Origin of the sequence: Allomesorhizobium aridi (genome assembly GCF_043769475.1) — a bacterium.
In the GTDB taxonomy this organism is placed as follows: Bacteria; Pseudomonadota; Alphaproteobacteria; order Rhizobiales; family Rhizobiaceae; genus Allomesorhizobium.
On the sequence record NZ_CP171729.1, the window covers coordinates 514,472 to 540,616 of the forward strand.

The window sequence follows — 26,145 nt, forward strand, 5'->3', positions numbered from 1 at the left end:
GCCCGGAGAATTGCTCCGTCTCCGTTGTCTGACGGAAGAAGTCGGTTGACACATGCCTGCAACTCAGCAACATGTTAGCCAGTTGCAAGCATGTGGGCATTCATGAACAAGCGTGAAATATTCGGACTGTCGGCGGCGCTGGTAACGCCCTTCGGGGACAATGGGGCGGTGGACCTGTTGCGGTTGGTGTCGCATGCGAAACATGTGCTCGCAAATGGCTGTGACAGCGTCACGCTGTTCGGAACGACCGGGGAGGGGTTCAGCCTCGACATGCGCGACCGCGCGGCGATGCTGGGCGCCATGGCCGGGGCAGGCTTCGATCTGCCGGCAAGAGTTTACGCCGGCGTTTCGGCGACGACGGTCGCCGATGCGGTCGACCAGTCAAGGCTCGCACTGGACATGGGCGCGCGCGGCCTGCTGTTCGCGCCGCCCTACTACTTCAAGAACCCGGACGAGGAGGGCCTCTACGCCTGGTTCTCGCGCGCCATCGAAGGCATCGGCGCGCAGGCGCGCGGAATCATCCTCTATCACATTCCCGGCCAGACGGCGGTGGGTGTCTCGGTCGATCTCGTCGGCCGCCTGAAACGCGCCTTCCCCGGAGTGATCACGGGCGTCAAGGATTCGTCCGGCGACTGGCCGACGGCGGAAGCTTTTCTCAAGGCGCATGGCGATCTGGCGATCCTGATCGGGGACGAGCGGCTCCTGGCGCGCGGCGTGCGCCTCGGCGCCGAAGGATCGATCTGCGGCCTTGCGAACCTCGCACCCGGCCTGCTGCGTCCGGTCGTGCATGAAGGCAAGGACGACGAGCGGGTTACGCGGCTGGTCGAGCTCATCGTCTCCTATCCCGTTCTGCCGGCGGTCAAGGCGCTGGTGGGCCACCTGCACGGCGATAGCGGCTTCGGGCCGATGCGGCCGCCGCTGACCGAACTCGAACCGGCGCGGGCGATCGCCTTGGCTGCGGCCTTCGACGCCATCCTGTCAGGGGAGCAGATACGGAAGTCCGCATGAACAGCGACCCCACCAGCAATGCCGCCGGCGAACCCTTGAAACTCAGGGAGCAGGCTTATGCCGGCTATACGAGGAGCCTTCTCGCCCGCGAAATCAGGCCCGGCCAGTTCATCACCCAGCGCCAGCTCGTCGAGATCACCGGATTGCCGCTCGGGGCGATCCGCGAGCTCGTCCCGCGACTGGAGGCCGAGGGGCTGATACGCACCGCGCCGCATCGCGGCATGCAGGTGCCGCAGGTCGACATCACCCTGGTGCGCAACGCCTTCCAGTTCCGGCTTTTCCTCGAGGAGCCGGCCGTGCGCCTCTTCGCCCGCAATGCGAGCCCCGACCTGGTCGCCGCGCTGCGCGAGAGCCACGAGCGCATTATCGCCCGGCACAATGCCGGGGACGAGGAGAACCTGATGGAGGAGGCGGAAGCGACCGACCTCAAGCTGCACGAGACGATCATCGACAATCTCAACAATGAGATCGTCAGCAACGCCTACCGCGTCAACTGGATCAAGATCAAGCTGATCCGGCTCGCCGAAACGCGGCTCTACGTTCCGATGATTCCTTCGGTCATCGGCGAGCACATGAAGATCATCGAAGCCATCGAGCGCCGCGAGGAGGACGAGGCGGCGCGCGCCATGGCCAGCCATATAGGGATAGCGCGCCAGCGGGCGGTGAGCATCTGAGGCAAGACCAAAAAGACCGCAAGGTCATTTCAAAGGGAGGAATAACCAATGACCGGAACAACCAGACGTCAATTCGTGGTGGGCGCCGCCGCCCTTGCCGCCGGCGGGGTTTTCATGCCCGCCATGCTGCGCGCGCAAGGCACCGTGATCCGCTGGGGCGAAATGCTCGCGACTACCCATCCGCAGGTGCAGATGGTCGATCGCATCGCCGCCTCGGCCAAGGAAAAGTCGGGCGGGCGCATCGACATCCAGAGCTTCCCAAACGGCCAGCTCGGCTCGGGCAAGGACATGATGGATTCGGTCGTTTCCGGCGCGCTCACCTTCACCACCGACGGCGCTGCCGCGCTCGGCGCGCTGCTGCCGCAGCTTTCGGTGATCGAGGCACCGTATCTCTGGCGCGACGCGGCGCACATGGCCAAAGTCGGCGCGTCGCCTCAGTTCGCCGCCATGAATGACGACCTCGTTTCCAAGCGCGGGCTTCGCATGCTTGCCGTCACCTATTACGGCCAGCGCCACCTCACCACCGGCTCGAAGGAGGTGAAGTCGGCCGCCGACATGATAGGCTTCAAGCTTCGCGTTCCGCCCGTCGACACGTTCCGCGCCATGGCGGAAGCCTGGGGCGCCAAGGCGACACCGATCAATTTCAACGAACTTTATCTCGCGCTCAGCCAGGGCGCCGTTGACGGCCAGGAAAATCCGCTGCCGACCATTGCCAGCGCCAAGCTGCAAGAAGTGCAGAAGTTCCTTGTGTTGACCGGGCACATCATCACGCCGCGGCTGATCATCGCCAACGAATCGGCGCTGAAGGCGATCGATCCGGCCGACCGCACGATTCTGGACGAGGCGATCGCGGAAGGCGTCGCTTGGCAGGACGCCGAACTGGCCCGCCAGGAAGGCGAACTGATCGGCACGCTCAAGCAGGCCGGCATGACCGTGATCGAGCCCGATCTCGAAAGCTTCCGCAAGCCGGTGCTCGAGCAGGTGCCGCCCAAGTTCGAGGAGAAATGGGGCAAGGGTACCTGGGACGCGCTCGCCGCACTGTAATTTTCGGCTGAAAGAGACCCCCGCCGGCAACGGCCGCCGGCGGGTTCTCGCGCATTCCAACCAGGGCGGCTCCCGATGCTGGCAAATCTAGGCAGGCTATCCGACAGGCTGGTCGAGATCGCGGCGGCGATATTGCTGCTCGCAATGCTCGCCGCGGTCTTTCTCGGGGTCGTCTTCCGGCTCATCAATCAGCCGCTGGCCTGGTCGGACGAGCTGGCGCAGTACCTGATGGTGTGGACCGCCTTTGTCGGCTGGATATTGGCCGGCCGCCGGCGCAGCCATATCCGCATCACCGCAATTATCGACCGGCTTTCCGGCGCGGCAAGACGAACGGTCGAGATCGTCATCCAGCTGTCGGTCGCCGCGCTCGGCCTGGTTCTCCTGACTCAGAGCTTCGGCCTGATCCTGCGCAACACGGATGTGGAGTGGGTGAGCCTGCCGCTTTCGGTGGCGCTGGTCTACATCCCCATCCCGATCGCCGGTTTCGCCGTGCTGTTCCAGGCTGCGCTGCAGATCGTCGAGGCGTTGCGCGGCGAGCCGATCGTCGCCTCCGAACAGGAACTGCCGCTGTGACCGATATCATGCTGCAAATCCTGGTGGTCTGGTTCGCGGCGCTGATGCTTGGCGTGCCGATGTTCGCCTCGATGGGGCTCGCCGCCTTCGCATTTGTGGCGCTGAACGGCATGCCCGTCGACATCGTGCCGCAGAAGATCGCGCAGTCGGCGAACTCGTTCCCGCTGCTCGCTGCGCCCCTGTTTATCCTGATGGGCAACATCATGAACTCGGCCGGCATCACCGACCGCATCTTCGCCTTCGCCACAGCTTGCGTCGGCTGGGTACGCGGCGGCCTGTGCCATGCCAACATCCTCGCCAGCGTCATCTTCGCCGGCATGTCCGGCTCCGCCGTCGCCGACGCCGGCGGCGTGGGCTCGCTCGAGATCCGGGCGATGAAGCAGGAAGGCTACGACGCCGAGACAGCGGCGGCGATCACCGCGGCTTCCGCCACCATCGGTCCGATCATCCCGCCCTCGCTGCCGATGGTCATCTACGGCGTCAGCGCCGACGTCTCGATCGGTGGCCTGTTCCTCGCCGGCGTCATTCCGGGCCTTCTGATGGCGCTCGCCCTTTCGGCGATGGTGACGGTGGTGGCGACCCGGCGCGGCATGGCGCGCCACAGATTCCCGGGCTTCGGCGACTTGTGGATCGCCTACAAGCGCGCGCATTGGGCGCTGATGACCCCGGTCATCCTGTTCGGCGGCATGATGGCCGGCATCATGACGCCGACCGAGGCGGCGGCAGTGGCGACGGTCTATGCGCTGCTGCTGGGCCTGGTGGTTTACCGCGAATTCGACATCCGCGATCTGCCGAGGCTCGTGGTCGACACGGTGGAAACCACCGGCATGGTGCTCGCGCTGGTCATGACCGCGGCGGCGCTCGCCTGGTGCCTGTCGATCGCCCGCATACCGCAACTGGTGACGCCGCTGATCGTCGACACCGTCGGCGAGCCGCTGCTGTTCCTGCTCGCGGTCAACGTGCTTCTGCTGGTCATCGGCTGCTTCATGGAAGCGCTGGCGGCGATGCTCATCCTGATCCCGATACTGACGCCGGTCGCCGCACAACTCGGCATCGATCCGATCCAGTTCGGGCTGATCTTCGTGCTCAACCTGATGATCGGCACCATCACGCCGCCGGTGGGCGTCGTGCTGTTCATCACCTCCAAGATCGCTGGCATCAGCTTCGAGGCAATGTCGCGCGCGATCGTGCCGTGGCTCATCCCGCTTCTCAGCGTACTCGTCGCCTGCAGCGTTTGGCCGCCGCTGACCACATGGCTGCCCAAGTTCTTCCTGGGCTACTGAACGGGATCGATTTCCGGGCTTAAATCTCCTCGGCCGTCTTGCCCAGCGTATCGGCGACCACCGCGCCGCGCTCGCCCATCGGCTTCGGCTTGCCCACCGTGGAATCGCACTTTGTCTGGTGCTCCATCTCGGCATTGATCTCGGCGCCGACGATCAGGATGATCACCGAAATCCACGTCCACATCATCAGGCCGATCACGGCGCCCAGCGAGCCGTAGGTGGCGTTGTAATCGGCGAAGTTCTGCAGATAGAACGAAAACGCCCACGAAGCGCCGACCCAGACGATGGTGGCGATCGCCGCGCCCCAGCTCAGCCATCGCCATTTCGGCGCGCGGCGGCTTGGTCCGAAGCGGTAGATGAGGGAAATGCCGGTCAGGATGGCGACGAGCAACACCGGCCACCGCCCGACGGCGATGAGCGTCTCAGCCCAGGCATCCAGCTTCAGATAGGCGAGCATGGCGGGGACGGCGCCGACCGTCAGGATCAGGCCGATTCCGATCAGTAGCGCGCCCATGGTGAACGCGATCGCTATCAGGTTGAGCTTCACGAAGCTGCGCTTCTCGACCTCCTCATGCGCGATGTTCATTGCGTCGAACAGCGCCATGACGCCGTTGTGGGCGCTCCAGAGCGCGATCGCCAGTCCGGTCAGGAAGCCTATTCCAAGCGCCTGTTCGTCCTGCGAGGCGAGGCTTTCCAATTGCCGCCGGATGATCTCGACACCTGCCGAAGGCAGCAGGCCCCCGAGATGCGATACATGTTCGGCGACTGTGGCTGGGTCGGCGACGAAGCCGTAAAGCGAGACGAAAGCGGCAAGTGCTGGAAAGAGGGCGAGCAGGAGATAGAACGTCACGCCCGCCGCCACGAGCATCACCCGGTCTTCGCCGACCTCCGCCCAGACGCGCCAGCCAATATCCCGCCAACCCGTCGCAGGAATCTTCGACGGCCAGTCCGCGTGGCGCCCGCGCCCTGCTTGAGCCTCGTTCCGCCGCGGTTCCACCATCCTTCTCCGCAGTGAGCCTGCCGCGGAAACTCTCGAAGCGGATTATCGTTGCCAAACTGGGGCCGGCAGTGCTGTGACAGACACAGGTCCGGCGGCTCGATCAGATGATTCCGCCGCCGCCCGAAGCCACGGCCGGGCGCTCCTCCGCCACCTTCCTGCGGTAGCCCGCCGCGCGGTAGGTGGCGACCGGGTCGATTGCGCCGCCATTTTCGAGGCGCGTCATGGCGAGGATCGGTTCGACATCGGTGCGGTACGCGCTTTTGAGCGTCTGCGTCGCCATCAGCGCGTCGTTGTCGTTCTGATAGCCTTCGAGGGCTGCCCGATCGACGAGAAGCGCCTGCGCATAGGCGCGCTGCACCTCTGCGGCCGACAGCATCAGGCTCTCGATCGGGTCGGTCACATTGTGGCTCTGGTCGAGCATATGAGCAGGATTGAAACCGGCCGCTCCCCGCAGTTCGGCGTCGGCCAGTTCGTTGAAGATCAGGAACAGCCGGTACGGATCGATCGAACCGGCGTCGAGATCGTCGTCGCCATATTTGGAATCGTTGAAATGGAAGCCGCCGAGCTTGCCGAACTGGATGAGCCGAGCGACGATCATCTCGATATTGACGTTAGGCGCGTGGTGCCCGAGGTCGACGAGGCAGAAGGCTTTTGGGCCGAGTTCCTGGGCTATGATGTAATTGGTGCCCCAGTCCTGAACCACCGTCGAATAGAAGGCCGGCTCGAACATCTTGTGTTCGGTGAACAGCCGCCAGCCTTCCGGAAGCGCCGCGTAGATCGCCTTCATCGCGTCGAGATAGCGCTCGAAGGCCCTTGTGAAATTGACCTGGCCCGGAAAATTCGAGCCGTCGCCTATCCACACCGTCAGCGCGTTGGAGCCGAGCGTTTGGCCGATCTCGATGCATTCGAGATTGTGCTCGACCGCCTGCCGGCGCGTTCCGGCATCGGCGTGCGACAGCGAGCCGAACTTGTAGGAGCGCTTCTGGTCCTTCGCGTCGGAGAAGGTATTGGAGTTCATCGCGTCGAAGCCGAGGCCGAAGCGGGAGGCGGCCTGCCTCAGCCTCTTCGGGTCGGCTTTGTCCCAGGGAATGTGCAGCGACACGTTCGGAGTCGCCCGCGTCAACTGCTGGATCACCGCGCAATCCTCGATCTTGTCGAATATGTCGCGCGGCTCGCCGGGTCCGGGAAAGCGCGCGAAGCGGGTGCCGCCGGTGCCCACGCCCCAGGAGGGGACGGCCACATGGAATGCCGCGACCTTGTCGCGGATCGCGTTGATCGCGACGCCGCGGCGGTCCAGCCGCTCGCCGAGGCTGTCATAGTCGCGCTGGAGTTCGGCGGCGCGGGCGGCGTTATCGCACTCGACGATGTCTGCGGCGATAATCTGTTCGGGCAATGTAGGTTCCTCCCAATCCTGCTTAGTCTGCGCCGACCTACAAAGTGGCATCCTACCGCGTGAACGCCTGCGCATTGCCCGCATCGACATTGAGGATATTGCCGGTCGACTTGGACGACATATCAGACGCAAAGAAATACACGGCTTCGGCGATATCTTCCGGAAACACCGACTGCTTCAGCATCGAGCGCGAGCGGTAGTGCTCCTCCAGTTCATCGGTCGACATGTTGTAGGCGGCAGCGCGCTGCTCCTTCCATTCGCCGGTCCATATCTTCGAGCCGCGCAGCACCGCGTCCGGATTGACCACGTTCACCCGGATCTGCTCGGCCGCGCCCTCCAGCGCCAGGCAGCGAGCGAGATGGATTTCGGCGGCCTTGGCGGTGCAATAGGCCGCGGCATTCGGCGATGCGGCAAGGCCGTTCTTGGAGGCGACAAACACGACATTGCCGCCGATTTTTTGCGCCCGGAACAGCTTGAACGCTTCGCGGCTTACCAGGAAGTACCCGGTGGCCAGGATGTCCATGTTCCTGTTCCACAGCGCCAGCGTGGTCTCCTCGATCGGGGCGGAGGAGGCGAGGCCGGCATTGGATACGAGGATGTCGATGCCGCCGAACTCGATTGCCGCCTCCGCAAAACCGGCGATCACCTGCTCCTCGCTGGTGACATCGACCTTGATCGATCTCACGAAATCCTTGCCGATACGCTTGCTCAGCTCTTCCTGCGCGCGGGCCAGCGCCGCGTCGTCTATGTCGGCGAGCACAACGCATGCGCCGTCCCCAAGCAGCCGTTCGGCGGTCGCCTTGCCGATGCCGCCGGCGCCCCCTGTCACCAGTGCGACCCTGCCGGCGAGTGGTTTCGGCTTGGGCAGGCGCCGCAGTTTCGCTTCCTCCAGGACCCAGTATTCGATGTCGAAAGCCTCCTGCTCCGGCAGGCCCATATAGGACGATACGCTCGATGCGCCGCGCATCACATTGATGGCGTTGACGTAGAACTCGGCCGAAATGCGCGCGGTCGCCTTGTCCTTGGCGAAGGTGATCATGCCGACGCCGGGAACGAGATAGACCACGGCGTTCGGATCGCGCATCGACGGAGTTTCCGGGCGCTTGCAGCGCTCGTAATAGGCGGCGTGACCCTTTCGGTATTCTTCGATCGCCGCGGGGAGGCCTTCCAGGGTCTTGCCGATGTCGGGGTTTGCCGGGTCAAATGCGACAACGAGCGGGCTGATTTTGGTGCGCAGGAAATGGTCCGGACAACTGGTGCCGAGCGCGGCTAGCTTTTCCATGTCGTGCGAACTCACGAATTCCAGCACCGCCGGCTGGTCGTCGAAATGGCCGACCTTGCGCTCGGAAGCTGAGATCATGCCGCGGATCGCCGGCATGAGCTGCGCGGCCATTGCCCGGCGGTCCGCCGCGGGCAGGGCAGGCCGCGTCTCGCCGCCGAACGCGGCCTTGCCGGCGGTCTCTTGTTCGAACCACTCGATAGCGCGGTTGATGATGCGGATCGTCGCCTCGTAGCATTCCCGGGCGGTATCGCCCCAGGTGAACAGGCCATGGCTTGCGAGGATCACGCCTGTCGCATCCGGGTTTTCCCGGGCATATTTTTCGAGCCAGAGGCCGAGTTCGAAGCCGGGCCGCTTCCATGGCAGCCAGCCGATCTCGCCGCCGAAGATGGTCCGTGTCAGCTTCTCGCCGTCCTTCGCCGCCGCGATGGCGATGATGGCGTCGGGGTGCATATGGTCGACATGCTTTTTCGGCACGTAGGCGTGCAGCGGCGTGTCGATCGAGGCCGCGCGCGGGTTCAGGTTGAACGTGCAGTGCGGCAGGTAGCCCACCATCTCGTCCTCGAACTCGACGCCGCGGTAGAGGCCCTTCAGCGCTTCGAGCTTTTGCATGTAGAGGGTGGCGAAGCCGTCCAGGCCGATGGTGCCGACATCCCCGCCCGAGCCCTTGACCCACAGCACCTCGACCGCTTCTCCGGTAAGCGGATCCTTCTCCATCACCTTCGCGGATGTATTGCCGCCGCCATAATTGGTGATGCGTTTGTCCGATCCGAGAAGATTGGAGCGGTAGAGGAGCCGTTGGGACTCGTTCATCGCAGCGGCTCTCGCCTCGTCCCAAAGGTTGGCGAGGCGCGTGGCGGAGCGCGTTTCGAGCATGACGGATCCTCCCGGTGCGCCGGAAAGCGGCGCTGTACTTCCTCAAAATCACACGGCCGCAACGCAGGTGTCAATCAAAAACGATCAACATTGATCATATTGCGCTGCACAATGAAACATTGTGATCGAAATTGATTGACACTGCTCTGGGAGAGTGCCCTAATGCCCAAGTTGGGAGGAGCAATGCACGAAAAAGAGCGCCATCGGATCATTCTGTCCGCGGTCCAGGAAAAGCCTGTAGTGACCGTGCCGGAACTGGTCGACCTGACGTCGTCCTCCGAGGCGACGATACGGCGCGACATAGCCGCTCTCCACGTGCAGAAGCGCCTGCGCCGCGTGCGAGGAGGCGCCGAAGCGATCGCCCCACCCCAGTTCGTCGGCATTGCGGGTCGTCCGTTCAGCGTCAACGAAACCATCAATACGGCGAAGAAGCGGGCGATTGCCCGGGAAGCGGTCGAACTGTGCAAGGACGGCGAGCCGATCATCATCAATGGCGGCACCACCACCTTCCAGATGGTGCATTTCCTGATCAACCGGCGGATGCCGATTTTCACCAATTCCTTCCCGATCGCCGAGCACCTGCTCAAGCATTCCAAGAACACGGTCATGCTTTCGGGCGGGACGATTTACCGCGAGCAGAACATCATCCTGTCGCCCTTCGACAACGACGTGACGCGCAACTTTTACGCGCGCCGCATGTTCATGGGCGCGCAGGGGTTGGGCCCGCTCGGGCTGATGGAGGGCGACCCACTGCTGATCCAGGCCGAACAGAAGCTGATCGACCAGGCCGATGAACTCGTTGTTCTGGTTGACTCTTCCAAGTTCCGGCAGCGCTCGAGCCTGATCCTGTGCGGCTTGTCGCGCATTTCGACCGTCATCACCGACGAGGGCGTCGAGGATCGGGAGGCCGCGATGCTGGAAGCTGCCGGCGTGGCGCTCGTCGTCGCACGAAACAGCCAATCGAAGCCGGAGGAATCTTCGCTGCAGGCGTGAGAGCCTGCGGCGCTGATGGATAAATTATCCACGAACGCTACATCAAGGGAGGAAAACTGATGAGCATTTTCAAGAAGTTACTGGTTGCTGCTACCCTTTCGGCGGCATTTTTTGTGCACTCGGCCCATGCCGAGGACATAAAGATCGCTTTGGTCGTCAAATCGCTGGGCAACGGCTTCTTCGACGCCGCCAACAAGGGCGCCCAGGAAGCGGCCAAGGAACTTGGCGGCGTGCAGATCATCTACACCGGCCCGACCAAGGCGACCGCCGAGGCGCAGATCGAGGTCGTCAACTCGCTGATCGCCCAGAAGGTCAACGCCATCGCGATCTCGGCCAACGATCCGGACGCCCTCGTGCCGGCGCTGAAGAAGGCGATGGAACGGGGTATCACTGTGATCTCGTGGGATTCGGGCGTCGCGCCCGAAGGCCGGCAGATGCACCTCAACCCCTCCGACACCGACCTGATCGGCGAAACCATCATCAAGCTTGCCGCTGACCACCTGCCGGAGGGCGGCGACGTCGCCATTCTCTCGGCTTCCTCGACGGCGACCAACCAGAACGCCTGGATCGAAGCCGCCAAGAAGGTGCTTCCGGAAAAATTCCCGAAGATCAATCTGGTCGCCACCGTCTATGGTGACGATGATTCCGCCAAGAGCACCGACGAGGCCAAGGGGCTGCTCAAGTCGCATCCGAACCTCAAGGCGATCATCGCTCCGACCACGGTCGGCGTCGTGGCCGCGGCGCAGGTGGTGACCGACGAGAACCTGATCGGCAAGGTCAATGTGACCGGCCTGGCGCTGCCTTCGGAATTCAAGAAGTTCATCGACAACGGCGCCAGCCAGGCGGTTGCGCTGTGGAACCCGATCGACCTCGGCTATTCGGCCGTCTATCTGGCCCACGGGCTGGCGACGAAGAAGACCGAAGCGAAGCCGGGCGCCAAGCTGTCGATCGGCCGCGTCGGCGAGGTGACCCTCGACGATACCAACTCGGCCGCGATGGCCGCGCCCTTCCGGTTCGACAAGTCGAACATCGAGGAATTCTCCAAGATCTACTGATTGAACTCGATCGATGCAGCGGGGCTCCGGCCCCGCTGCCCTTCAATTGGCCTGGGAATAGGGCTTGATACAATCATGCACATGTCAGCCCTGCGCGACCCGATCATCCAGCAAGCCGGTTCGGCGAGCCCGCGCCTGACCCTTTCGGGCATATCCAAGAGCTTCCCCGGCGTGCGGGCGCTGCATGACGTCTCGCTCTCGCTCTATCCGGGGCAAGTGACCGCGCTGGTCGGCGAAAACGGCGCCGGCAAGTCGACGCTGGTCAAGATCCTGACCGGCATCTACCAGCCCGACGCCGGCGAGATCAGCATCGGCGGCCAGGCCGTGACCTTGCCCAGCGCGCATGCCGCTTTCAAGCACGGCATTACCGCCATCCATCAGGAAACGGTGCTCTTCGATGATCTTTCGGTCGCCGAAAACATCTTTCTGGGACATGCGCCGAAGACGCGCTTCGGCACGATCGACTGGCGCACCATGCGCAGCCAGGCGCGCGAAGTTCTCGACACGATGGGCGCCAAGCATATCGATGCCGACACCCGGTTGCGCGACCTCGGCATTGCCAACAAGCATCTGGTGGCCGTGGCGCGGGCGATGTCTATTGACGCTCAGATCGTCATCATGGACGAGCCGACGGCCGCCCTTTCGGCCAAGGAGATCGAAGAGCTTTTCCTGCTGATCGAGTTTCTGAAGAGCGACGGCAAGGCTATCCTGTTCATCAGCCATAAGTTCGACGAGATCTACCGCATCGCCGACCGCTGCACCGTGTTCCGCGACGGCGAGCTGGTGGGCGAAGGGCTGCTCGCCGAAATCGGCCAGGACCAGCTCGTGCGCATGATGGTCGGGCGCTCGGTCGACCGCATCTTCCCGAATCGCGAGGCTGCGATCGGCGAGCCGGTGCTCAGTGTTTCCGGCCTGTCGCACCCGACCGAGTTCGACAATATCGGCTTCGAGCTGCGCAAAGGCGAGATACTTGGCTTCTACGGCCTTGTCGGCGCCGGCCGCAGCGAGGTCATGCAGGCGGTTGCGGGGATCACCCGCACCAGCCGCGGCACGATGGCGCTGGAAGGGCGGACCATCGCGCCGAAATCGGCGGCCGACGCGATCGAGGCCGGCATCGTCTACGTGCCGGAAGAGCGCGGCCGGCAGGGGGTGGTGATCGGCCTGCCGATCTTCCAGAACGTCTCGCTGCCGTCGCTCGCATGCACCTCGAAATCCGGCGTGCTTCGGCTTGCCGAAGAGTTTTCGCTGGCGCGCAAATATGTCGAGCGGCTGGACCTTCGCGCTTCCTCTCTCAGCCAGGATGTCGGCACGCTCTCCGGCGGCAACCAGCAGAAGGTGGTCATCGCCAAATGGCTGGCGACCACGCCGAAGGTCATCATCCTGGACGAGCCGACCAAGGGCATCGACATCGGCTCGAAGGCCGCCGTTCACGGCTTCATGGCCGAACTGGTCGCGCAGGGCCTTTCGGTCATCATGGTCTCGTCCGAACTGCCGGAAATCCTCGGAATGTCCGACCGCGTCATCGTCATGCGCGAGGGCCGCATCGCAGCCCTTTATGACAACAACAACCTCGACGCCGAAAGGCTGGTGCGAGCGGCTGCGGGGATTGCGGGATGAGAACGCTGTTGAAATACCGTGAAGTCTGGCTGCTCGCCGCCATCGCCGCGATGGTGGCGGTGATTTCGCTGCGCTTTCCCGGCTTCGCGCGGCCCGGCAATCTGGCCGCCGTATTCAACGATACGGCGATCCTGATGATCCTCGCGCTTGGCCAGATGGCGGTGATCCTCACCCGCTCGATCGACCTGTCGATGGCGTCGAACCTGGCGCTCACCGGCATGGTCGTTGCCATGGCCAATGCCGCCTATCCCGAAATTCCCGTCCCGCTGCTGATCGTATTCGCCATGGCGATCGGGCTTGCGCTCGGCGCGCTGAACGGCCTGCTCGTGTGGAAGCTAGGCATCCCGGCGATCGTCGTCACGCTCGGCACGCTCACAATCTACCGCGGCGCGACCTTCGTCGTCTCGGGCGGCGCCTGGGTCAACGCCGACCAGATGAGTCCAGCCTTCATCAGCCTGCAAAGGGGCGCATTCCTCGGACTCCCGGTCCTTTCCTGGATAGCGCTCGCGGTCATCGCGCTGTTCTACCTGCTGATGACGCGAACGCCGCTCGGCCGCTCCATCTATGCGATCGGGGTCAACCCTACGGCGTCGGTCTATGCCGGCATCGATGTCGGCCGCACCAAGTTCGTCGTCTTCTGCATTTCGGGTCTGCTTGCTGGGCTGAGCGGCTATCTGTGGATCTCGCGCTACGTCATCGCCTCGGTGGAAGTCGCCAACGGCTATGAACTGAACATCATCGCGGCCTGCGTCATCGGCGGCGTCTCGATAGCCGGCGGCATCGGCTCGGTGGGAGGCGCGGTGCTCGGCGCGCTGTTTCTCGGCATCATCTCGACCGCGCTGCCGGTCATCAACATCTCGCCCTTCTGGCAGATGGCGATCTCCGGCGGCGCCATCATCCTGGCCGTGGTGCTGAACGCGCGCAGCGAGCGGAAGATAGGACGCATCATCCTGAGGGAGGCCGCGGCATGACCGATACGGCGCACGCACCCCGCAATATCCCCGACCGGTTGGACAAGCCGATCTCTTCCGCAATCCTTTCCTGGGAGGCGCTGCTGGTGCTGGTGGCAGCGGCGATCTTCGTCGTCAACAGCTTCGCCTCGCCCTATTTCCTCGATGCGTGGTCGCTGTCGGACCTGACCTTCAACTTCACCGAAAAGGCGCTGATCGCGCTCGCCATGGCGCTGCTGATCATTTCGGGCGAGATCGACCTTTCCGTCGCCGCGATCGTGGCGCTGGCCTCTACCATGATGGGCATGGCAGTGCAGGCAGGCGTCGGCACACCGGGCCTGGTCTTGATCGGCATTGCGACCGGGCTCGCCTGCGGGGCGGTCAACGGCCTGCTGGTCACCCGGGTCGGCCTGCCGTCGATCGTCGTCACTATCGGCACGATGAGCCTGTTCCGGGGCGTCGCCTTCATCATCCTCGGCGACCAGGCCTACAAGGGCTATCCGCCGGACTTCGCCTTCTTCGGCCAGGGCTATGTCTGGTGGGTGGTGTCGTTCGAACTGGTGCTGTTCCTCGTTGCGGCAGCCATCTACTGGTTTGTCCTGCACCGCACGAGTTTTGGCCGCCGCATCTTCGTGATCGGCAACAATCCAGTGGCGGCGCAGTTTTCCGGCGTCCGGGTGGCGCGGATAAAATTCATCCTGTTCTGCCTGACGGGGCTGATGGCCGGCATCGCTTCGGTGCTGATCACCTCGCGCCTCGGCTCGACCCGCCCCTCGATAGCACAGGGCTACGAACTGGAGGTCATCACCATGGTGGTGCTCGGCGGGGTCAGCATTCTCGGCGGCGCGGGCAGCATCCTCGGCGTCGTGCTGGCGGCGTTCATCATGGGGCTCGTCACCTTCGGCCTCGGCCTGCTCAACGTGCCAGGCATCGTCATGTCGATCTTCATCGGTCTGCTGCTCATCATCGTCATCGCGCTGCCAATCGTCTGGGGCCGCTTCAGCCGGCGAAGGATGGCGTGATGCCGGAGAAATACGCGTTCAAGATGAAGCTCAAGGCCGGCATGAAGGCCGAGTACAAGAGGCGTCACGACGGCATCTGGCCTGAACTGGAGGCGCTGCTGAGGGATGCCGGCATTTCGGATTATTCGATCCATCTCGACGAGGAAACGAACACGCTGTTCGGCGTGCTGTGGCGTCGCGACGGCCACGGCATGGCGGATCTGCCGAACCATCCAGTCATGCGGCGCTGGTGGGCGCATATGGCCGACATCATGGAGACGAAGCCGGACAACGAGCCGGTGGCGACGCCGCTCGAAACCGTGTTCCATATGGAATGACGATGGCCGGCATCCGCCACATCGCCGTCATCGATATTGGCAAGACCAATGCCAAGGTGGCGATGGTCGACCTCGACACAGTGGCGGAGATCGCCGTCCGCAAGACGCCGAACCGGCCGGCGGCCGGCGGCCTTTATCCGCACCACGACGTCGATGCGATCTGGTCCTTCATCCTCGCCAGCCTCAAGGCGCTCGGCCGCGAGCGGAAGATCGATGCGGTTTCGGTGACCACACATGGCGCAACGGCGGCGCTGCTCGACGCCGGCGGAGGGCTCGCGCTGCCGGTGCTCGACTACGAGCACGATGGGCCAGCCACGGTGCGCGAAGACTACGAGGCGGTACGGCCGGCCTTCTCCGAAACCGGCTCGCCGCCGCTGCCGTTCGGGCTCAACCTCGGCGCCCAGCTCTTCTGGCAGAGCCGCGCATTTCCCGGCCGCTTCGCCGAGGTGGCGTCCATTCTCATGTACCCTCAATACTGGGCGTGGCGGCTCTGTGGCGTCGCCGCCAACGAAGTCACGTCGCTTGGCTGCCATACCGACCTATGGAACCCAAACGCCGCCCGCTACTCCTCGCTCGTCGACGGCATGGGGTGGCAAAACCTTTTTGCTCCCGTGACGCCGGCGGCCGCCGCTCTCGGCCCTATCCGCTCGGACATCCCGGCCAGAACCGGCCTCGACCCTTCGACACCCGTTTTCTGCGGCATCCATGACTCCAACGCATCGCTGCTGCCGCATTTGCTTTCACGTCGTCCGCCTTTCGCCGTGGTGTCGACAGGAACCTGGGTGGTGGCCATGGCGGTCGGCGGCGCGGCGGTTTCCCTCGACCCTGCGCGCGACACGCTGATCAACGTGAATGCGATGGGCGCTCCGGTGCCGTCGGCCCGCTTCATGGGAGGGCGCGAATACGACACGCTCACCGCCGGCGACGGCGGAGACTGGAGCGCGGCCGATCTGGAATCCGTACTCGGCCGGCAGATCATGCTGATGCCTTCGGTGCAGCAGGGATCGGGTCCGTTTCCCCGTTCCGGTTCGCGCTGGATCGGCTCCGGAGAGCCATCGGCGGGGGAGCGCGCCGTCGCCGCGGCCTTTTACCTGGCGCTGATGACGGCGACCTGCCTTGACCTGATCGGCGCGGAAGGCGGGACGATCGTCGAGGGCCCGTTCGCCAGGAACGCGCTCTACGCCGACATGCTGCGCGCCGCGACCGGACGCCCGGTGTTGCCGCAGCCAGGCCAGGCCGGAACCAGCATAGGCGCCGCGCTCCTTGCGGGAAAACCGGCCGCCGGCCCGATGGCCGCGGACGAGCCGCCTGGACGGCTGGATGCGGCGTGGACGCGATACGCGGCCGAGTGGCGCGACCTGACGCGGGACCTTTGATCCTCCACTGCATTGGGACACCTGCTTCCGGCTTTCCAACACCGCATTCGACCGCCAGTTTGCGAGCCCTCGCGAGATTCCGCCCCCTTCCGATTTTCCGCTTGCAATTCATCTCAGGGTGAGAACAGATAGGGAACATGATTAGGAGTAGATGTTTGTTCGGCGAAAGGAGCTGCTTCAATGTGGGAACAGCTACAGTTTGCTGGTTTCGGTTTGCCAGGCATGGACAATGTGTTTTTCGCTGTCCAACCCGACGAGGAAGGAGCGCAAGAGGTCGAGCGCCGCGCCTTTGATCTGTGCGATGCGCTAGGGCTAAAGGGCAGGCCGATGGGGAAGGGCCGCTTTCACGTGACTTTGCGCGGAATCGGCACCTATGACGGCGTGCCGCAGGACCTGATCGCCAGAGCCGCCGAAGCGGCGAAGTTGGTAGAAATGCCGCCCTTCGAGGTGGTTTTCGATCGGGCCATGAGCTTTCGACGCCGCTCCCGCAAGCGGCCTCTTGTGCTGGTCGGCCGCAACGACAGCCTGCAGGCGTTGCGGCGGGCGTTGGAGGAAAACCTGAAAAGAACAGGACTTGGGCGTGGCGCCGGTTCGTCCTATACCCCGCATCTGACGATGTTGTATGATTTCGGTTCCGTCGCCGAGCGGCCCGTCAGGCCGGTTGGCTGGATCGTAAACGAGTTTGTGCTGATACATAGCCTCGTCGGCAGGGGCCGGTATATCCGGCTCGGCCGATGGCCGCTGCGAGGCTGATCATCGACTGGCGGGAGAGTTGCAGGCGAGAAATCTTGGGATCATGACAGTCACCCTCTACGGCATTAAAAACTGCGATACGATGAAGAAGGCGCGCGCATGGCTTGACACGCACGGCGTCGCTTATGCGTTTCATGACTACAAGGTCCAGGGTGTCGAGCGCGGCAGGCTCGAGGAGTGGGTGCGCGCGGTGGGCTGGGAGACGCTGCTCAACCGTGCGGGCACGACCTTCCGCAAACTGCCGGAAGCTGACAAGGAAGGCCTCGGCGAGGCAGGTGCGATCAAACTGATGCTGGCGCAACCTTCCATGATCAAACGCCCGGTTATGGATGCGGACGGCGGGCTGGTCGTCGGCTTCAAGCCGGAAATCTACGCGGCGAGGTTCTCGCGGACATGACGCGCTGGCAGCTCGCCCACGGCAGGCATCTCGATCTCGGCGCGAAGGCGCTGATGATGGGAATCCTGAACGTCACGCCGGACAGCTTTTCCGATGGCGGCGAATTCGACAGGCCTGACGCCGCGCTCGCCCATGCGCGGCAGATGATCGCCGAGGGCGCAGCGATCATCGATGTCGGCGGCGAATCGACCAGGCCCGGCGCTGAGCCGGTCGCGGCGCGTGAGGAACAGGCACGCATCCTGCCGGTAATCGAGGCGCTGGCGGGGGAAGGGTGCATCATTTCGGTCGACACTTACCGCGAAGAGACGGCGCGCCTCGCGGTCGCGGCAGGCGCGCATATCGTCAACGACGTGCACGGCCTGCAGCGCGAGCCGGGCATCGCCCATGTGGCGGCGGAGAGCGGCGCCGGCCTCGCCGTCATGCATACCGGACGCGACCGCGAAAAGCTGCCCGAGGTGATCGCCGACCAGTTTCTCTTCCTCCAGCGCTCGCTGGAAATCGCGCGCGACGCCGGCGTCTCCGACGGCCAGATCGTCCTCGATCCGGGGTTCGGCTTCGCCAAGGACGGCGAGGAGAACCTTCAGCTCATGGCCCGTTTTGGCGAGCTGCACGCGCTTGGCTTTCCGCTGCTCGTCGGTACGTCGCGAAAACGCCTGATCGCCCATGTGGCGGGCGGCGACCGGCAGGGGCGCGACGTTGGCACCGCCGCCACCAGCGTCATCCTCAGGATGAAGGGCGCGAGCATTTTTCGCGTGCACAATGTGGCGATGAACAGGGATGCTCTGGCTTTCGCCGACGCCATTCTGGAGCGGGAGAACGCCGCGAAGGGCTGACGTTCGCGGCGGTCAGGCCGGTTCGGTCACCGCCCCTATCCGGCGATAGACGAAGCTTTCCGGGTCTTTTTCCGTCGAGGTAGCGTCTGTTATGAACCTCGCCATGCGGGCGTGGATCGGCGACTTCACGCAGGCCGGGTCGGTCGCGGCCGGATCGCCGGCGATCGCCATCGCCTGGCAACGGCAGCCGCCCCAATCGATCTCGCGCCGCTCGCAGCCGCGGCACGGCTCCTGCATCCAGTCGGTTCCGCGGAAAGCGTTGAAGGCCGGCGAATCGGTCCAGATTTCGGCGAGCGTGCGCTCTTCGAAACGCTCGAAGCTGAGCGACGGGATGGTCTGCGCGGCGTGGCAGGGCAACACCATGCCGTCGGGCGCAACCATGAACGCGTCGCGCGCCCAGCCGCCCATGCAGGGCTTCGGATAGATAGCGAAATAATCCGGTGTGACGAAGTCGATGTTCATGATGCCGGTGAGCCGCTCGCGCGCCGCTTCGACGATCTCGGCCTGGCGGTCGACCGCCGCGCGGTCGGGCATCAGCGCATCGCGGTTGGTCAGCGCCCAGCCGGAATACTGCACATTGGCGATCTCAAGCCTCTCGGCGCCGAGCGACAGAGCGAGTTCGATGAATTCCGGCACTTCCTCGATGTTATGGCGGTGAATCGGCGCGTTGATGGTGAGCGGCAGGCCGGCGGCGCGGGCCCGTCGCGCCGTGTCGAGCTTCTTCTCATGGCTGCCGCGGTGATTGCCGATCATCTCCGTCGTTGCCGGCCGCGCGCCCTGAAAACTCAGTTGCAAATGGTCGAGCCCGGCTTCGGCGAACGCCTCGATACGGCCTTCTGCGATGCCGACGCCTGCAGTGATCAAATTGGTGTAGACGCCGCGCGCCGACAGCCCGGCGATCAGTTGCTCGAGATCGCGGCGCAGGGTCGGCTCGCCGCCGGAGAGGTGGACCTGGAGAACGCCAAGATCCGCCGCCTGCCCGAACAGGTCGAGCCAGGTTTGGGTGTCGAGTTCGCGATTGGCCTTCAGGAGCTCGGTCGGATTGGAGCAATAAGGGCATTGCAGCGGACAGCGATGGGTCAGTTCCGCCAGCATTCCGATCGGAGGGAGAAGCGGCTCGCTCATAGCTTCACCAGCAGTTTGTCCGCCCATTCCTGCAGGAAGGCGGTGACATCGGAGGCGATTTCGTCCTCTTCCGCGCCATATTCTGCCGCAAGGTCGGCGATGATGTGGCCGACGTCGGAGCGTCCGTCACAGCGGCGCAAAATGTCGAGGCTGATCTCGTTCGGCCAGAACACCTTTTCCGGAGAAAGGACCGCGAAGGCCTGCCGTACCGGATCGAACTGGATGCGCACATGTTTCGGCAGCGACGGCGTCGACCGGAGCGAAACGACTGCCCTTTGACGCTCCTCGATCATGAACTTTGCTCCGGCCGGAAGGCGCCCGGGGGGATATTTCCGGCCTCGCCATAGGCATGCTGCAGCGCGTCGAGCATCGCCCAGAGAATATCGCATTTCAGCACCAGCGCGTCGATAGCCGCCTGCTGGCGCTCCGGCGTATCGGCATGTTTCAGCACATAAGCGAGGGCGAAATCGGAATCGCGCGAAGCCTGCTCCGGCCGCCGGCTGAAATAGGCGAGCGTGTCCTCGGTGATGTATTCGTATTTGGCCAGCATTGCCGGCACACGCTCGCCGATGATGACGGGCGAGAACAGTTCGGTGAGCGACGAGGCGACGGCTTCGAGCAGCGTCGCACTGGCACAGAAGGAAAAGTAGGCGCCGACGGCGAAGCGCGTGGCGGGCAGCGCCAGCGTTTCGCTTTTCACCGCTTCGGCGTCGAGGCCGAGCGAGGTGGCGAGATACAGCCAGCGCGCGATGCCGCCGCTCCAGCCGTCCTCGCCGTCATGATCCTCGATGCGCTTGCGCCAGGCGGCGCGAAAGGCCGGATCGGTGGCGCGGGCGAGAATGATGGCGTCCTTGCGCGGGATCATCGCCTGGTAGCAGTAGCGGTTCAGCGCCCATGCCTGCAACTCGCCCCTGGACATGCCGCCGCCGGTCATGCGGTGATGCAGCGGATGCCGATTGTGGTAGCGCTCCGCGCCGACCTGCCGGAGCACGGCTTCAAGATCCGCCGCATACAGGCCGTCCTTGGCGGCTTCGTGGAAATCGCTCACAATTCTATCTCCATGCCGTCATGCGCTACTTCCCAGCCTGCTTCTCTGACCGCCGCGTGCTCGGCCGAGTTCTCGTCGAGAACGGGGTTGGTGTTGTTGATGTGGACGAAGACGCGGCGGCCTGCCGCCACGTCCGCGAGGCCCGCGATCGAACCCGTTTCGCCCGACATCGCCAGATGTCCCATGCGTGCCCCGGTCTTCTGCCCGACGCCGGCAGCGATCATCTCGTCGTCGGTATAGACCGTGCCGTCGAACAGCAGGCAGGCGGCGCCGGCAAGCCGCGCTTTCAGTGCCGCGTCGATCCTGGCGCAGGCTGGAATGTAAAGGCCGAGCCGCCGTTGCCGGCGGTAATACGCACCGCGATGGTATCGCCCTCTTCGGAGCCGTAGTCAGCCTCGGGCCTGCCGGCATCCTCCAGATAGAGCGCCACTTTTCCAGGCACCGCGAAGCTCTCGATCGTCACGCCGGTTCCCCGGCCGGCTGCGTCGCATAGCTCCAGCTCACCGTTGGAGGGCAGGGCGCGCCGCGGCACGATCGCCGGATCGAGCACGTTGAAGATGGGGTTCGCCTCGAGCGCGGCGAGGACCCGCGCCGAAGCATATATGGCGAAGGGCTGGCGCTCGCGCAGGCTGAGCAGGCCAGCGACATGATCAACGTCGGCGTTGGTGAGCACGACGGCGCGGATCGGCGTTGAACGCAACGGCGCGTCGGGGGCTGGCTGAAGTTCGGGCGTCTGCGCGATCTGCTGGCGAATGTCGGGGGAGGCATTGAAGAGAACCCAACCGGCGCCGTCGGCCGAAGCGGCGAGGCTCGATTGCGTCCGCTGGCGCACGCCGGCAGTTCCGGCGCGGGCGGCGCGGCTCAGCCGGTAATTGCAGTTCCATTGGGGAAAACCGCCGCCGGCTGCCGATCCGACGATTTTCAGACGCATCGCCACAGTCCGATCTTCGAACTCCATACTTCCTGGGCACGACAACTATGGTGCTGCCGCGGCCGGATACGTCCTGCTAATTCAAGCTGACAGCGCGTGCCGCTGTCGCCAGCGGCACGCGCCTACGCGGCCTACTTCTTGGGAGTGATTTCAGCAGGCAGATACCGCGAAATTTCAAAGCCAGCAGCAACCTGGCACATGGTTGGCTTTGTCCAGATTTTCTTCATTCCGTTCCTCCTTTTCCACCGGCCCGAATGGACCGATCCTGTCGATATCACACCGCTGCGGGGGCACCGTTAAGCAGCGGTTCGTCCATCACTTCTCAAATGGACAAATGAAAAGATTGGTTCTGAAAATTCGAAAAACAACGTCAAAATTGCATCCTGTCAGTTTCAATCGTTCATCGCGTAAGGGGTATTCTCCTCCAGCGGCAGATCAGCGCTCTCCCAGCCATCCGACCCGAGCGGGTACCAGATCACCGATCGGTATCCCCATTCGAGCGCCCGTTTGGCGGCATTCCAGGACATCCAGCAGTTGGTCATGCAGTAGAACAATATCGTGCGCGACTTGTCCGAACCGGTGCTGGCCGCGAGCCCCTGGCGGAAATATTCGGCGGTCTCCTCCGAAATCGCGCCGTAGCCCACATTGGCCAACCACACGCTGCCTGGAATGTCCTTCCTGATCTTCTCCTTCCATATCGTTCCCGCCGGCAGATTGGCCGGCTTCGGCGCCTGCGGCATGACGTCGAAGAAAATCGCCTTCTTCTCCCGCCACAGCGCCTCGGCTTCGCTCGTCGTCACCACCTTGGCTCCTTGCAGCGTGTCCGGCACCGGCGCCCGGTATTCGTCCATCCGGTAGTTGGCGGGCTCCTCGACGCTGCCGGCCCAAGCCGGCCCGGCTGAACCCAGAAAACCCGCTGCGAGCAGCAGAAACAACGATCTTCGCTTCATCTCCTTCTCTTCGCCGCCCGCTGGTCCAGCGGCTCTATTGCGTGATCGGCTGGTCGTGCTCGTCGAGAAGAGGCACGTTGTAATCCAGCAGGATCTGGTTGATCGCCGCCTGGTTTTCCCTGATGACCTTGTTGAGTGTCCGCTTCCATTCCTGATCCGATGGGCGCACGCCCATGGTGATGCGGTAGATCATACGCGAGCCAGTTCTTTCCTTCACGAGGGGAACGAACGCCAGATCGGCTCCGGAATTTTTGGCGTAGTAGCCTCCCATGGGGCCCCAAACGATCGCGGCATCGATCGCGCCTGCAAGCATGTCCTTGATCATGATTTCGGCCACTGACGGCATCAGGCGCGTGTCCACCATCAGCGGATAGACCTTGGCCGTACGCATGAGCTTGATCGCCGCCATATTTGCGGTGGGCGGCGTCCCGGCGACAACGCCGATTTTCTTGCCGGCCAGTTTCGGATCCTCGATGGTTTCGACCCCGGCGAGGCCGCTGTCCTTCTTGTAGACCAGCGCATAGGTCGAGCGATAATAGGCATTGGTGTTCTGAACCAGTTCGTCGCCCTGCGCGTAGCCCATGATGATATCGCAGCGATTGGCTCTCAGCGTGTTGCGGACGAAGCCCATAACCATCGGAAACCAGGTATAAGCGACGGATTTCCGGCCGGTCTTCTCAGCGACCAGTTCGGCCAGTTTGTTCTCGAAACCCTCGCCGTTTTCGTCGGTGAAGGGCAGATTCGAAGGATCGGCGCAGACGCGCAGCACCTCGGGATCCACCAGTTCGCCTGCCGCGCCGAGACCGGCGCCTTGGGCCCACGCTGCGCCGGGGGCAAGAGCGGCCGCCACGGCAGCGAACAGGAACAGGCGCAACTTGCGGCGGCGGCTCATGTCATCCTCCCATGCAGGACGCTTCGGCGTCCTTTGCGGCCTGCGGCTTGTCCGCCTTCTTGGGCGGCCGGCCGCGGGGAGCGGCTCCGACTGCGCGGGCGCGCAGATAGACGTAGAGATCGTCCATGTAGCAATAGACGTTCTTGTTGTCGCCGAAGGCCGGCATGACGTTTTCCTTGCCGCCGCCGACATTCTTGCGGCCTTCCGCGACGATCGACAGGAACGTGCCGTAGTCCATGTCCTTCATGGAGTTGGCCAGCGCCGGGGCGTAGCTCGAGCCGACGCCGTCGGGTCCGTGGCAGACATGGCAATCGGAATGATAGCGCCGGTAGCCGCTGAACGTGTACCAGTCGACCGTGCCGTCTTCATCGATCTTGAAGGTCGGATTGCCTTCCGCGTCGAAATACTTGCCGTCCTCGTCGGTGACGGCTGCCGCCTTTTCCTTGTCGTCGGCGGCCTGGGCCAAGCCGGCGCCGGCGAGCGGCAGGAGAACGAGAGCAAGAACGGAAACTATGTTGCGAACAGACATTCAGACCTCTTTTTCATTTCGCCACGGACACAGCTTGGCTGTCGCAATGCGGCGGTGACAGGTGCGTTGTGATGTGCGGCGAAAAATCGAGAGCCCGGGTCGGGGTCCCGGTGATCCGGGCTCTCGCTTCTCAAGTTAAAGGCCTCGCAAAAGACCTTGGCCGTACCATCTTCCCGGAAGGATCAATCCGGAAGGCCGAAGACGGTGAGCTGACCGCCCAACGTCGTGTAGTCGGCGAGTGCTGCATAGCCGCCGACCGCGCCAAGACCAGCCGTGGAAATCGACTTTTCTTCCTCGGTCGGAGCTCTCTCGCCCGCCACCGCCGTCTGCCAGGCTGCGGCGCCTTCGGCGCCCAGAAGACCACCTGCGAGGCCGATGCCGGCCCAGCCACCGACGCCCGACAGAACGGCTACATATTGCTTGCCGTCATGTTCGAACGTGTTGATGTTGCCGATGATGCCCGACGGCGTCTTGAACTTGTAGAGTTCGTTGCCTTCGGTATCGACAGCCTTGATGTAGCCTTCCAGCGTGCCGTAGAAGACCACGTCGCCCTCGGTGGCAAGTGCGCCGGACCAGACCGAGAACTGCTCGGGCTTGGACCAGACGATCTCACCCTTGGCCGCGTCCCAGGCGATGAAGTTGCCCATGCCGCCATGGCTGCCCGGAGTCGGGTACATTGCCACCGTTGCGCCCACATAGGCCTGGCCGGCGGTGTAGTTCACCTTGTAAGGCTCGTAGTCCATGCAGACATGGTTGGTCGGCACGTAGAAGAGCCCCGTCTTAGGCGAGTAGGTCGCCGGCTGCTGGTCTTTCGTTCCAAGGGCAGCTGGGCAGACGCCCGTGGTGTTGGTGTCCTCGCCGTTCTGCTGGGTCGAGTATTTGGCAACTACCTGCGGACGGCCATACTGCTCGCTCGCCGGATCCATAACGACTTCCGTCGCCCAATTCACCGTGGGATCGTACTTCTTGGCGACGAGAAGCTCGCCAGTTGCACGGTCCATGGTGTAGGCAAAGCCGTTGCGGTCGAAGTGAACGAGGACGTCGCGTTTCTGGCCCTCGATGTCCATGCCGTCGACAAGGATCATCTCGTTGACGCCGTCATAGTCCCACTCGTCATGCGGGGTCATCTGGTAGAGCCACTTGGCGGCACCGGTGTCGGCATCGCGGGCCATGATCGTCATCGACCAGCGATTGTCGCCCGGCCTCTGGACCGGGTTCCAGGTCGATGGGTTGCCGGTACCGTAGTAGATCAGGTTGAGCTTGGGATCGTAGGAGTACCATCCCCAGGTCGTGCCGCCACCGGTCTTCCACTGTTCGCCTTCCCAGGTGTTGATCCCAGAGTCGGGACCAACCGGCTTTCCGAGATGGGTCGTCTTCTCGGGATCGATCAGGGTTTCTGCATCGGGTCCCGTCGAATAGGCCCGCCAGGCAAGCGAGCCATCCTTCAGATTGTAGGCCGAGATGTGGCCGCGGACACCATATTCGGCGCCAGAGATGCCGATGATCACCTTGTCCTTGACGACCATGGGCGCGGACGTGCTGGATTCCGCAATGCTGCCGTCGGTGGCTTGGCCGTTCTTGACCTGCCAGGCGACCTCGCCTGTCTTGGCGTCGAGCGCCGTCACCATCGTGTCGGCTTGGCTGAGGATGATCTTGCCGTCGCCATAGGCGACGCCACGATTGACCGTGTCGCAGCACATGATCGCAATGACGCTAGGATCCTGCTTGGGCTCGTATTTCCACAGGATCTTGCCGTCGTTCTTCAGGTCCAGGGCATAGACGATGTTCGGAAACGGGGTGTGGATATACATCACGTCGCCGATGACAAGCGGGCCGCCTTCGTGGCCGCGCAACACGCCAGTGGACATTGTCCACTTGACCTGCAGATCCTTCACATTGTCCTTGGTGATCTGGTTCAGTTTCGAATAACGGGTGTTGGCATAGTCACCCGTAGGCATTGCCCAGTTCTTGGGGTCTGAAGACAGAGTCTGCAGCTCATCGTTGGCAAACGCGGTGTATGCCGCGCCGCAAGACAGAAATGCCGCAGTCGTTAGTACGTAGGTAGCTTTCGCAAGTACACGCATCCGAAATCCTCCCAGGGTTCACAATCGGGGAATCGACCGTTGAGCCCACAAGGGCTTGCCCAAGCGATTCATGTGGGGGAAGTATTTCCGGCAGCGTGTCACGACCTAAGCCAGACGAGCAGAGGGCACCGTTACTGCCCATC

Annotated in this window: 26 protein-coding genes and 1 pseudogene; 15 read left to right on the top strand and 12 right to left on the bottom strand. The window is 63.6% G+C overall.

The genetic code is table 11. The annotated features are described in order from the left end of the window. Positions 1-102: 102 nt before the first annotated feature. The 5 genes from ACG873_RS04420 to ACG873_RS04440 all read left to right on the top strand — a co-directional run bounded on the left by ACG873_RS04420 (position 103) and on the right by ACG873_RS04440 (position 4,582). On the top strand, positions 103-1,008 hold the full coding sequence (locus tag ACG873_RS04420; protein WP_394890622.1) for a dihydrodipicolinate synthase family protein: 906 nt from the start codon (positions 103-105) through the stop codon (positions 1,006-1,008). Next, on the top strand, positions 1,005-1,682 hold the full coding sequence (locus tag ACG873_RS04425; RefSeq protein WP_394890623.1) for a GntR family transcriptional regulator: 678 nt from the start codon (positions 1,005-1,007) through the stop codon (positions 1,680-1,682). Before ACG873_RS04420 ends, ACG873_RS04425 begins: the two co-directional genes overlap by 4 nt. A 48-nt stretch (positions 1,683-1,730) precedes the next feature. Beyond that, positions 1,731-2,726 carry a sialic acid TRAP transporter substrate-binding protein SiaP gene (locus ACG873_RS04430; RefSeq protein ID WP_394890624.1) on the top strand — a complete coding sequence of 332 codons (996 nt, stop codon included), beginning with the start codon at positions 1,731-1,733 and terminating at the stop codon, positions 2,724-2,726. A 75-nt stretch (positions 2,727-2,801) separates the two neighbouring features. Beyond that, positions 2,802-3,299, top strand: a complete 498-nt coding sequence (locus ACG873_RS04435) for a TRAP transporter small permease (RefSeq protein ID WP_394890625.1) — start codon at positions 2,802-2,804, stop codon at positions 3,297-3,299. Continuing rightward, complete coding sequence (locus tag ACG873_RS04440) at positions 3,296-4,582, top strand: TRAP transporter large permease (RefSeq protein ID WP_394890626.1); 1,287 nt, start codon at positions 3,296-3,298, stop codon at positions 4,580-4,582. The genes ACG873_RS04435 and ACG873_RS04440 overlap by 4 nt, the downstream gene beginning before the upstream one ends. 19 nt (positions 4,583-4,601) lie before the next feature. Here ACG873_RS04440 and ACG873_RS04445 read toward each other — a convergent pair whose 3' ends face one another. From ACG873_RS04445 to ACG873_RS04455, 3 genes are all read right to left on the bottom strand, one after another. Then, positions 4,602-5,582, bottom strand: coding sequence for a YihY/virulence factor BrkB family protein (locus ACG873_RS04445; protein ID WP_394890627.1), 981 nt, complete (start codon positions 5,580-5,582; stop codon positions 4,602-4,604). 100 nt (positions 5,583-5,682) lie between these two features. Beyond that, on the bottom strand, positions 5,683-6,975 hold the full coding sequence (rhaI, locus tag ACG873_RS04450; RefSeq protein ID WP_394890628.1) for an L-rhamnose catabolism isomerase: 1,293 nt from the start codon (positions 6,973-6,975) through the stop codon (positions 5,683-5,685). Between the two features lie 52 nt (positions 6,976-7,027). After that, entirely contained in the window at positions 7,028-9,130 is a 2,103-nt protein-coding gene (locus ACG873_RS04455) for a bifunctional rhamnulose-1-phosphate aldolase/short-chain dehydrogenase (RefSeq protein WP_394890629.1), read from the bottom strand. 183 nt (positions 9,131-9,313) lie between these two features. Here ACG873_RS04455 and ACG873_RS04460 point away from each other — a divergent pair, with 183 nt between their 5' ends. The 10 genes from ACG873_RS04460 to folP all read left to right on the top strand — a co-directional run bounded on the left by ACG873_RS04460 (position 9,314) and on the right by folP (position 18,443). After that, positions 9,314-10,123, top strand: coding sequence for a DeoR/GlpR family DNA-binding transcription regulator (locus ACG873_RS04460; RefSeq protein WP_394890630.1), 810 nt, complete (start codon positions 9,314-9,316; stop codon positions 10,121-10,123). Between the two features lie 59 nt (positions 10,124-10,182). Continuing rightward, on the top strand, positions 10,183-11,178 hold the full coding sequence (rhaS, locus tag ACG873_RS04465) for a rhamnose ABC transporter substrate-binding protein (protein ID WP_394890631.1): 996 nt from the start codon (positions 10,183-10,185) through the stop codon (positions 11,176-11,178). A gap of 75 nt (positions 11,179-11,253) precedes the next feature. Beyond that, positions 11,254-12,795, top strand: a complete 1,542-nt coding sequence (locus ACG873_RS04470) for a sugar ABC transporter ATP-binding protein (RefSeq protein WP_394890632.1) — start codon at positions 11,254-11,256, stop codon at positions 12,793-12,795. Then, positions 12,792-13,766 (top strand): ABC transporter permease, encoded by a 975-nt coding sequence (locus ACG873_RS04475; RefSeq protein WP_394890633.1) that lies wholly within the window; start codon positions 12,792-12,794, stop codon positions 13,764-13,766. The genes ACG873_RS04470 and ACG873_RS04475 overlap by 4 nt, the downstream gene beginning before the upstream one ends. Continuing rightward, positions 13,763-14,767, top strand: a complete 1,005-nt coding sequence (locus ACG873_RS04480; protein WP_394890634.1) for an ABC transporter permease — start codon at positions 13,763-13,765, stop codon at positions 14,765-14,767. The genes ACG873_RS04475 and ACG873_RS04480 overlap by 4 nt, the downstream gene beginning before the upstream one ends. Next, a complete protein-coding gene (gene rhaM / locus ACG873_RS04485; protein ID WP_394890635.1) occupies positions 14,767-15,084 on the top strand; it encodes an L-rhamnose mutarotase in 318 nt (105 codons plus the stop codon). Before ACG873_RS04480 ends, rhaM begins: the two co-directional genes overlap by 1 nt. A gap of 2 nt (positions 15,085-15,086) precedes the next feature. Continuing rightward, on the top strand, positions 15,087-16,460 hold the full coding sequence (locus tag ACG873_RS04490) for an FGGY-family carbohydrate kinase (protein ID WP_394890636.1): 1,374 nt from the start codon (positions 15,087-15,089) through the stop codon (positions 16,458-16,460). Positions 16,461-16,640: 180 nt separating this feature from the next. Continuing rightward, complete coding sequence (locus tag ACG873_RS04495; RefSeq protein ID WP_394890637.1) at positions 16,641-17,213, top strand: 2'-5' RNA ligase family protein; 573 nt, start codon at positions 16,641-16,643, stop codon at positions 17,211-17,213. A 43-nt stretch (positions 17,214-17,256) separates the two neighbouring features. Beyond that, positions 17,257-17,610, top strand: coding sequence for an ArsC family reductase (locus ACG873_RS04500; RefSeq protein ID WP_394890638.1), 354 nt, complete (start codon positions 17,257-17,259; stop codon positions 17,608-17,610). After that, on the top strand, positions 17,607-18,443 hold the full coding sequence (gene folP / locus ACG873_RS04505; protein ID WP_394890639.1) for a dihydropteroate synthase: 837 nt from the start codon (positions 17,607-17,609) through the stop codon (positions 18,441-18,443). The genes ACG873_RS04500 and folP overlap by 4 nt, the downstream gene beginning before the upstream one ends. 12 nt (positions 18,444-18,455) lie before the next feature. Here the strand turns inward: folP and pqqE are convergent, their stop codons facing one another. The 9 genes and pseudogenes from pqqE to ACG873_RS04550 all read right to left on the bottom strand — a co-directional run bounded on the left by pqqE (position 18,456) and on the right by ACG873_RS04550 (position 25,876). Then, positions 18,456-19,568 (bottom strand): pyrroloquinoline quinone biosynthesis protein PqqE, encoded by a 1,113-nt coding sequence (gene pqqE, locus ACG873_RS04510; protein WP_394890640.1) that lies wholly within the window; start codon positions 19,566-19,568, stop codon positions 18,456-18,458. Beyond that, on the bottom strand, positions 19,565-19,861 hold the full coding sequence (gene pqqD / locus ACG873_RS04515) for a pyrroloquinoline quinone biosynthesis peptide chaperone PqqD (protein ID WP_394890641.1): 297 nt from the start codon (positions 19,859-19,861) through the stop codon (positions 19,565-19,567). The genes pqqE and pqqD overlap by 4 nt, the downstream gene beginning before the upstream one ends. Next, on the bottom strand, positions 19,858-20,616 hold the full coding sequence (gene pqqC / locus ACG873_RS04520; RefSeq protein WP_394890642.1) for a pyrroloquinoline-quinone synthase PqqC: 759 nt from the start codon (positions 20,614-20,616) through the stop codon (positions 19,858-19,860). The genes pqqD and pqqC overlap by 4 nt, the downstream gene beginning before the upstream one ends. Then, positions 20,613-21,547, bottom strand: a pseudogene (pqqB, locus tag ACG873_RS04525) (pyrroloquinoline quinone biosynthesis protein PqqB). Before pqqB ends, pqqC begins: the two are co-directional and overlap by 4 nt. 131 nt (positions 21,548-21,678) lie before the next feature. Next, positions 21,679-21,774 (bottom strand): pyrroloquinoline quinone precursor peptide PqqA, encoded by a 96-nt coding sequence (locus ACG873_RS04530; protein WP_139043887.1) that lies wholly within the window; start codon positions 21,772-21,774, stop codon positions 21,679-21,681. A 165-nt stretch (positions 21,775-21,939) separates the two neighbouring features. Continuing rightward, entirely contained in the window at positions 21,940-22,497 is a 558-nt protein-coding gene (locus ACG873_RS04535) for a PQQ-dependent catabolism-associated CXXCW motif protein (RefSeq protein WP_394890643.1), read from the bottom strand. Between the two features lie 34 nt (positions 22,498-22,531). Further along, entirely contained in the window at positions 22,532-23,389 is an 858-nt protein-coding gene (locus tag ACG873_RS04540) for a substrate-binding domain-containing protein (protein ID WP_394890644.1), read from the bottom strand. Between the two features lies 1 nt (position 23,390). After that, on the bottom strand, positions 23,391-23,918 hold the full coding sequence (locus ACG873_RS04545) for a c-type cytochrome, methanol metabolism-related (RefSeq protein WP_394890645.1): 528 nt from the start codon (positions 23,916-23,918) through the stop codon (positions 23,391-23,393). 182 nt (positions 23,919-24,100) lie between these two features. Next, positions 24,101-25,876, bottom strand: coding sequence for a methanol/ethanol family PQQ-dependent dehydrogenase (locus ACG873_RS04550; protein WP_394890646.1), 1,776 nt, complete (start codon positions 25,874-25,876; stop codon positions 24,101-24,103). Between the last annotated feature and the right edge of the window lie 269 nt (positions 25,877-26,145).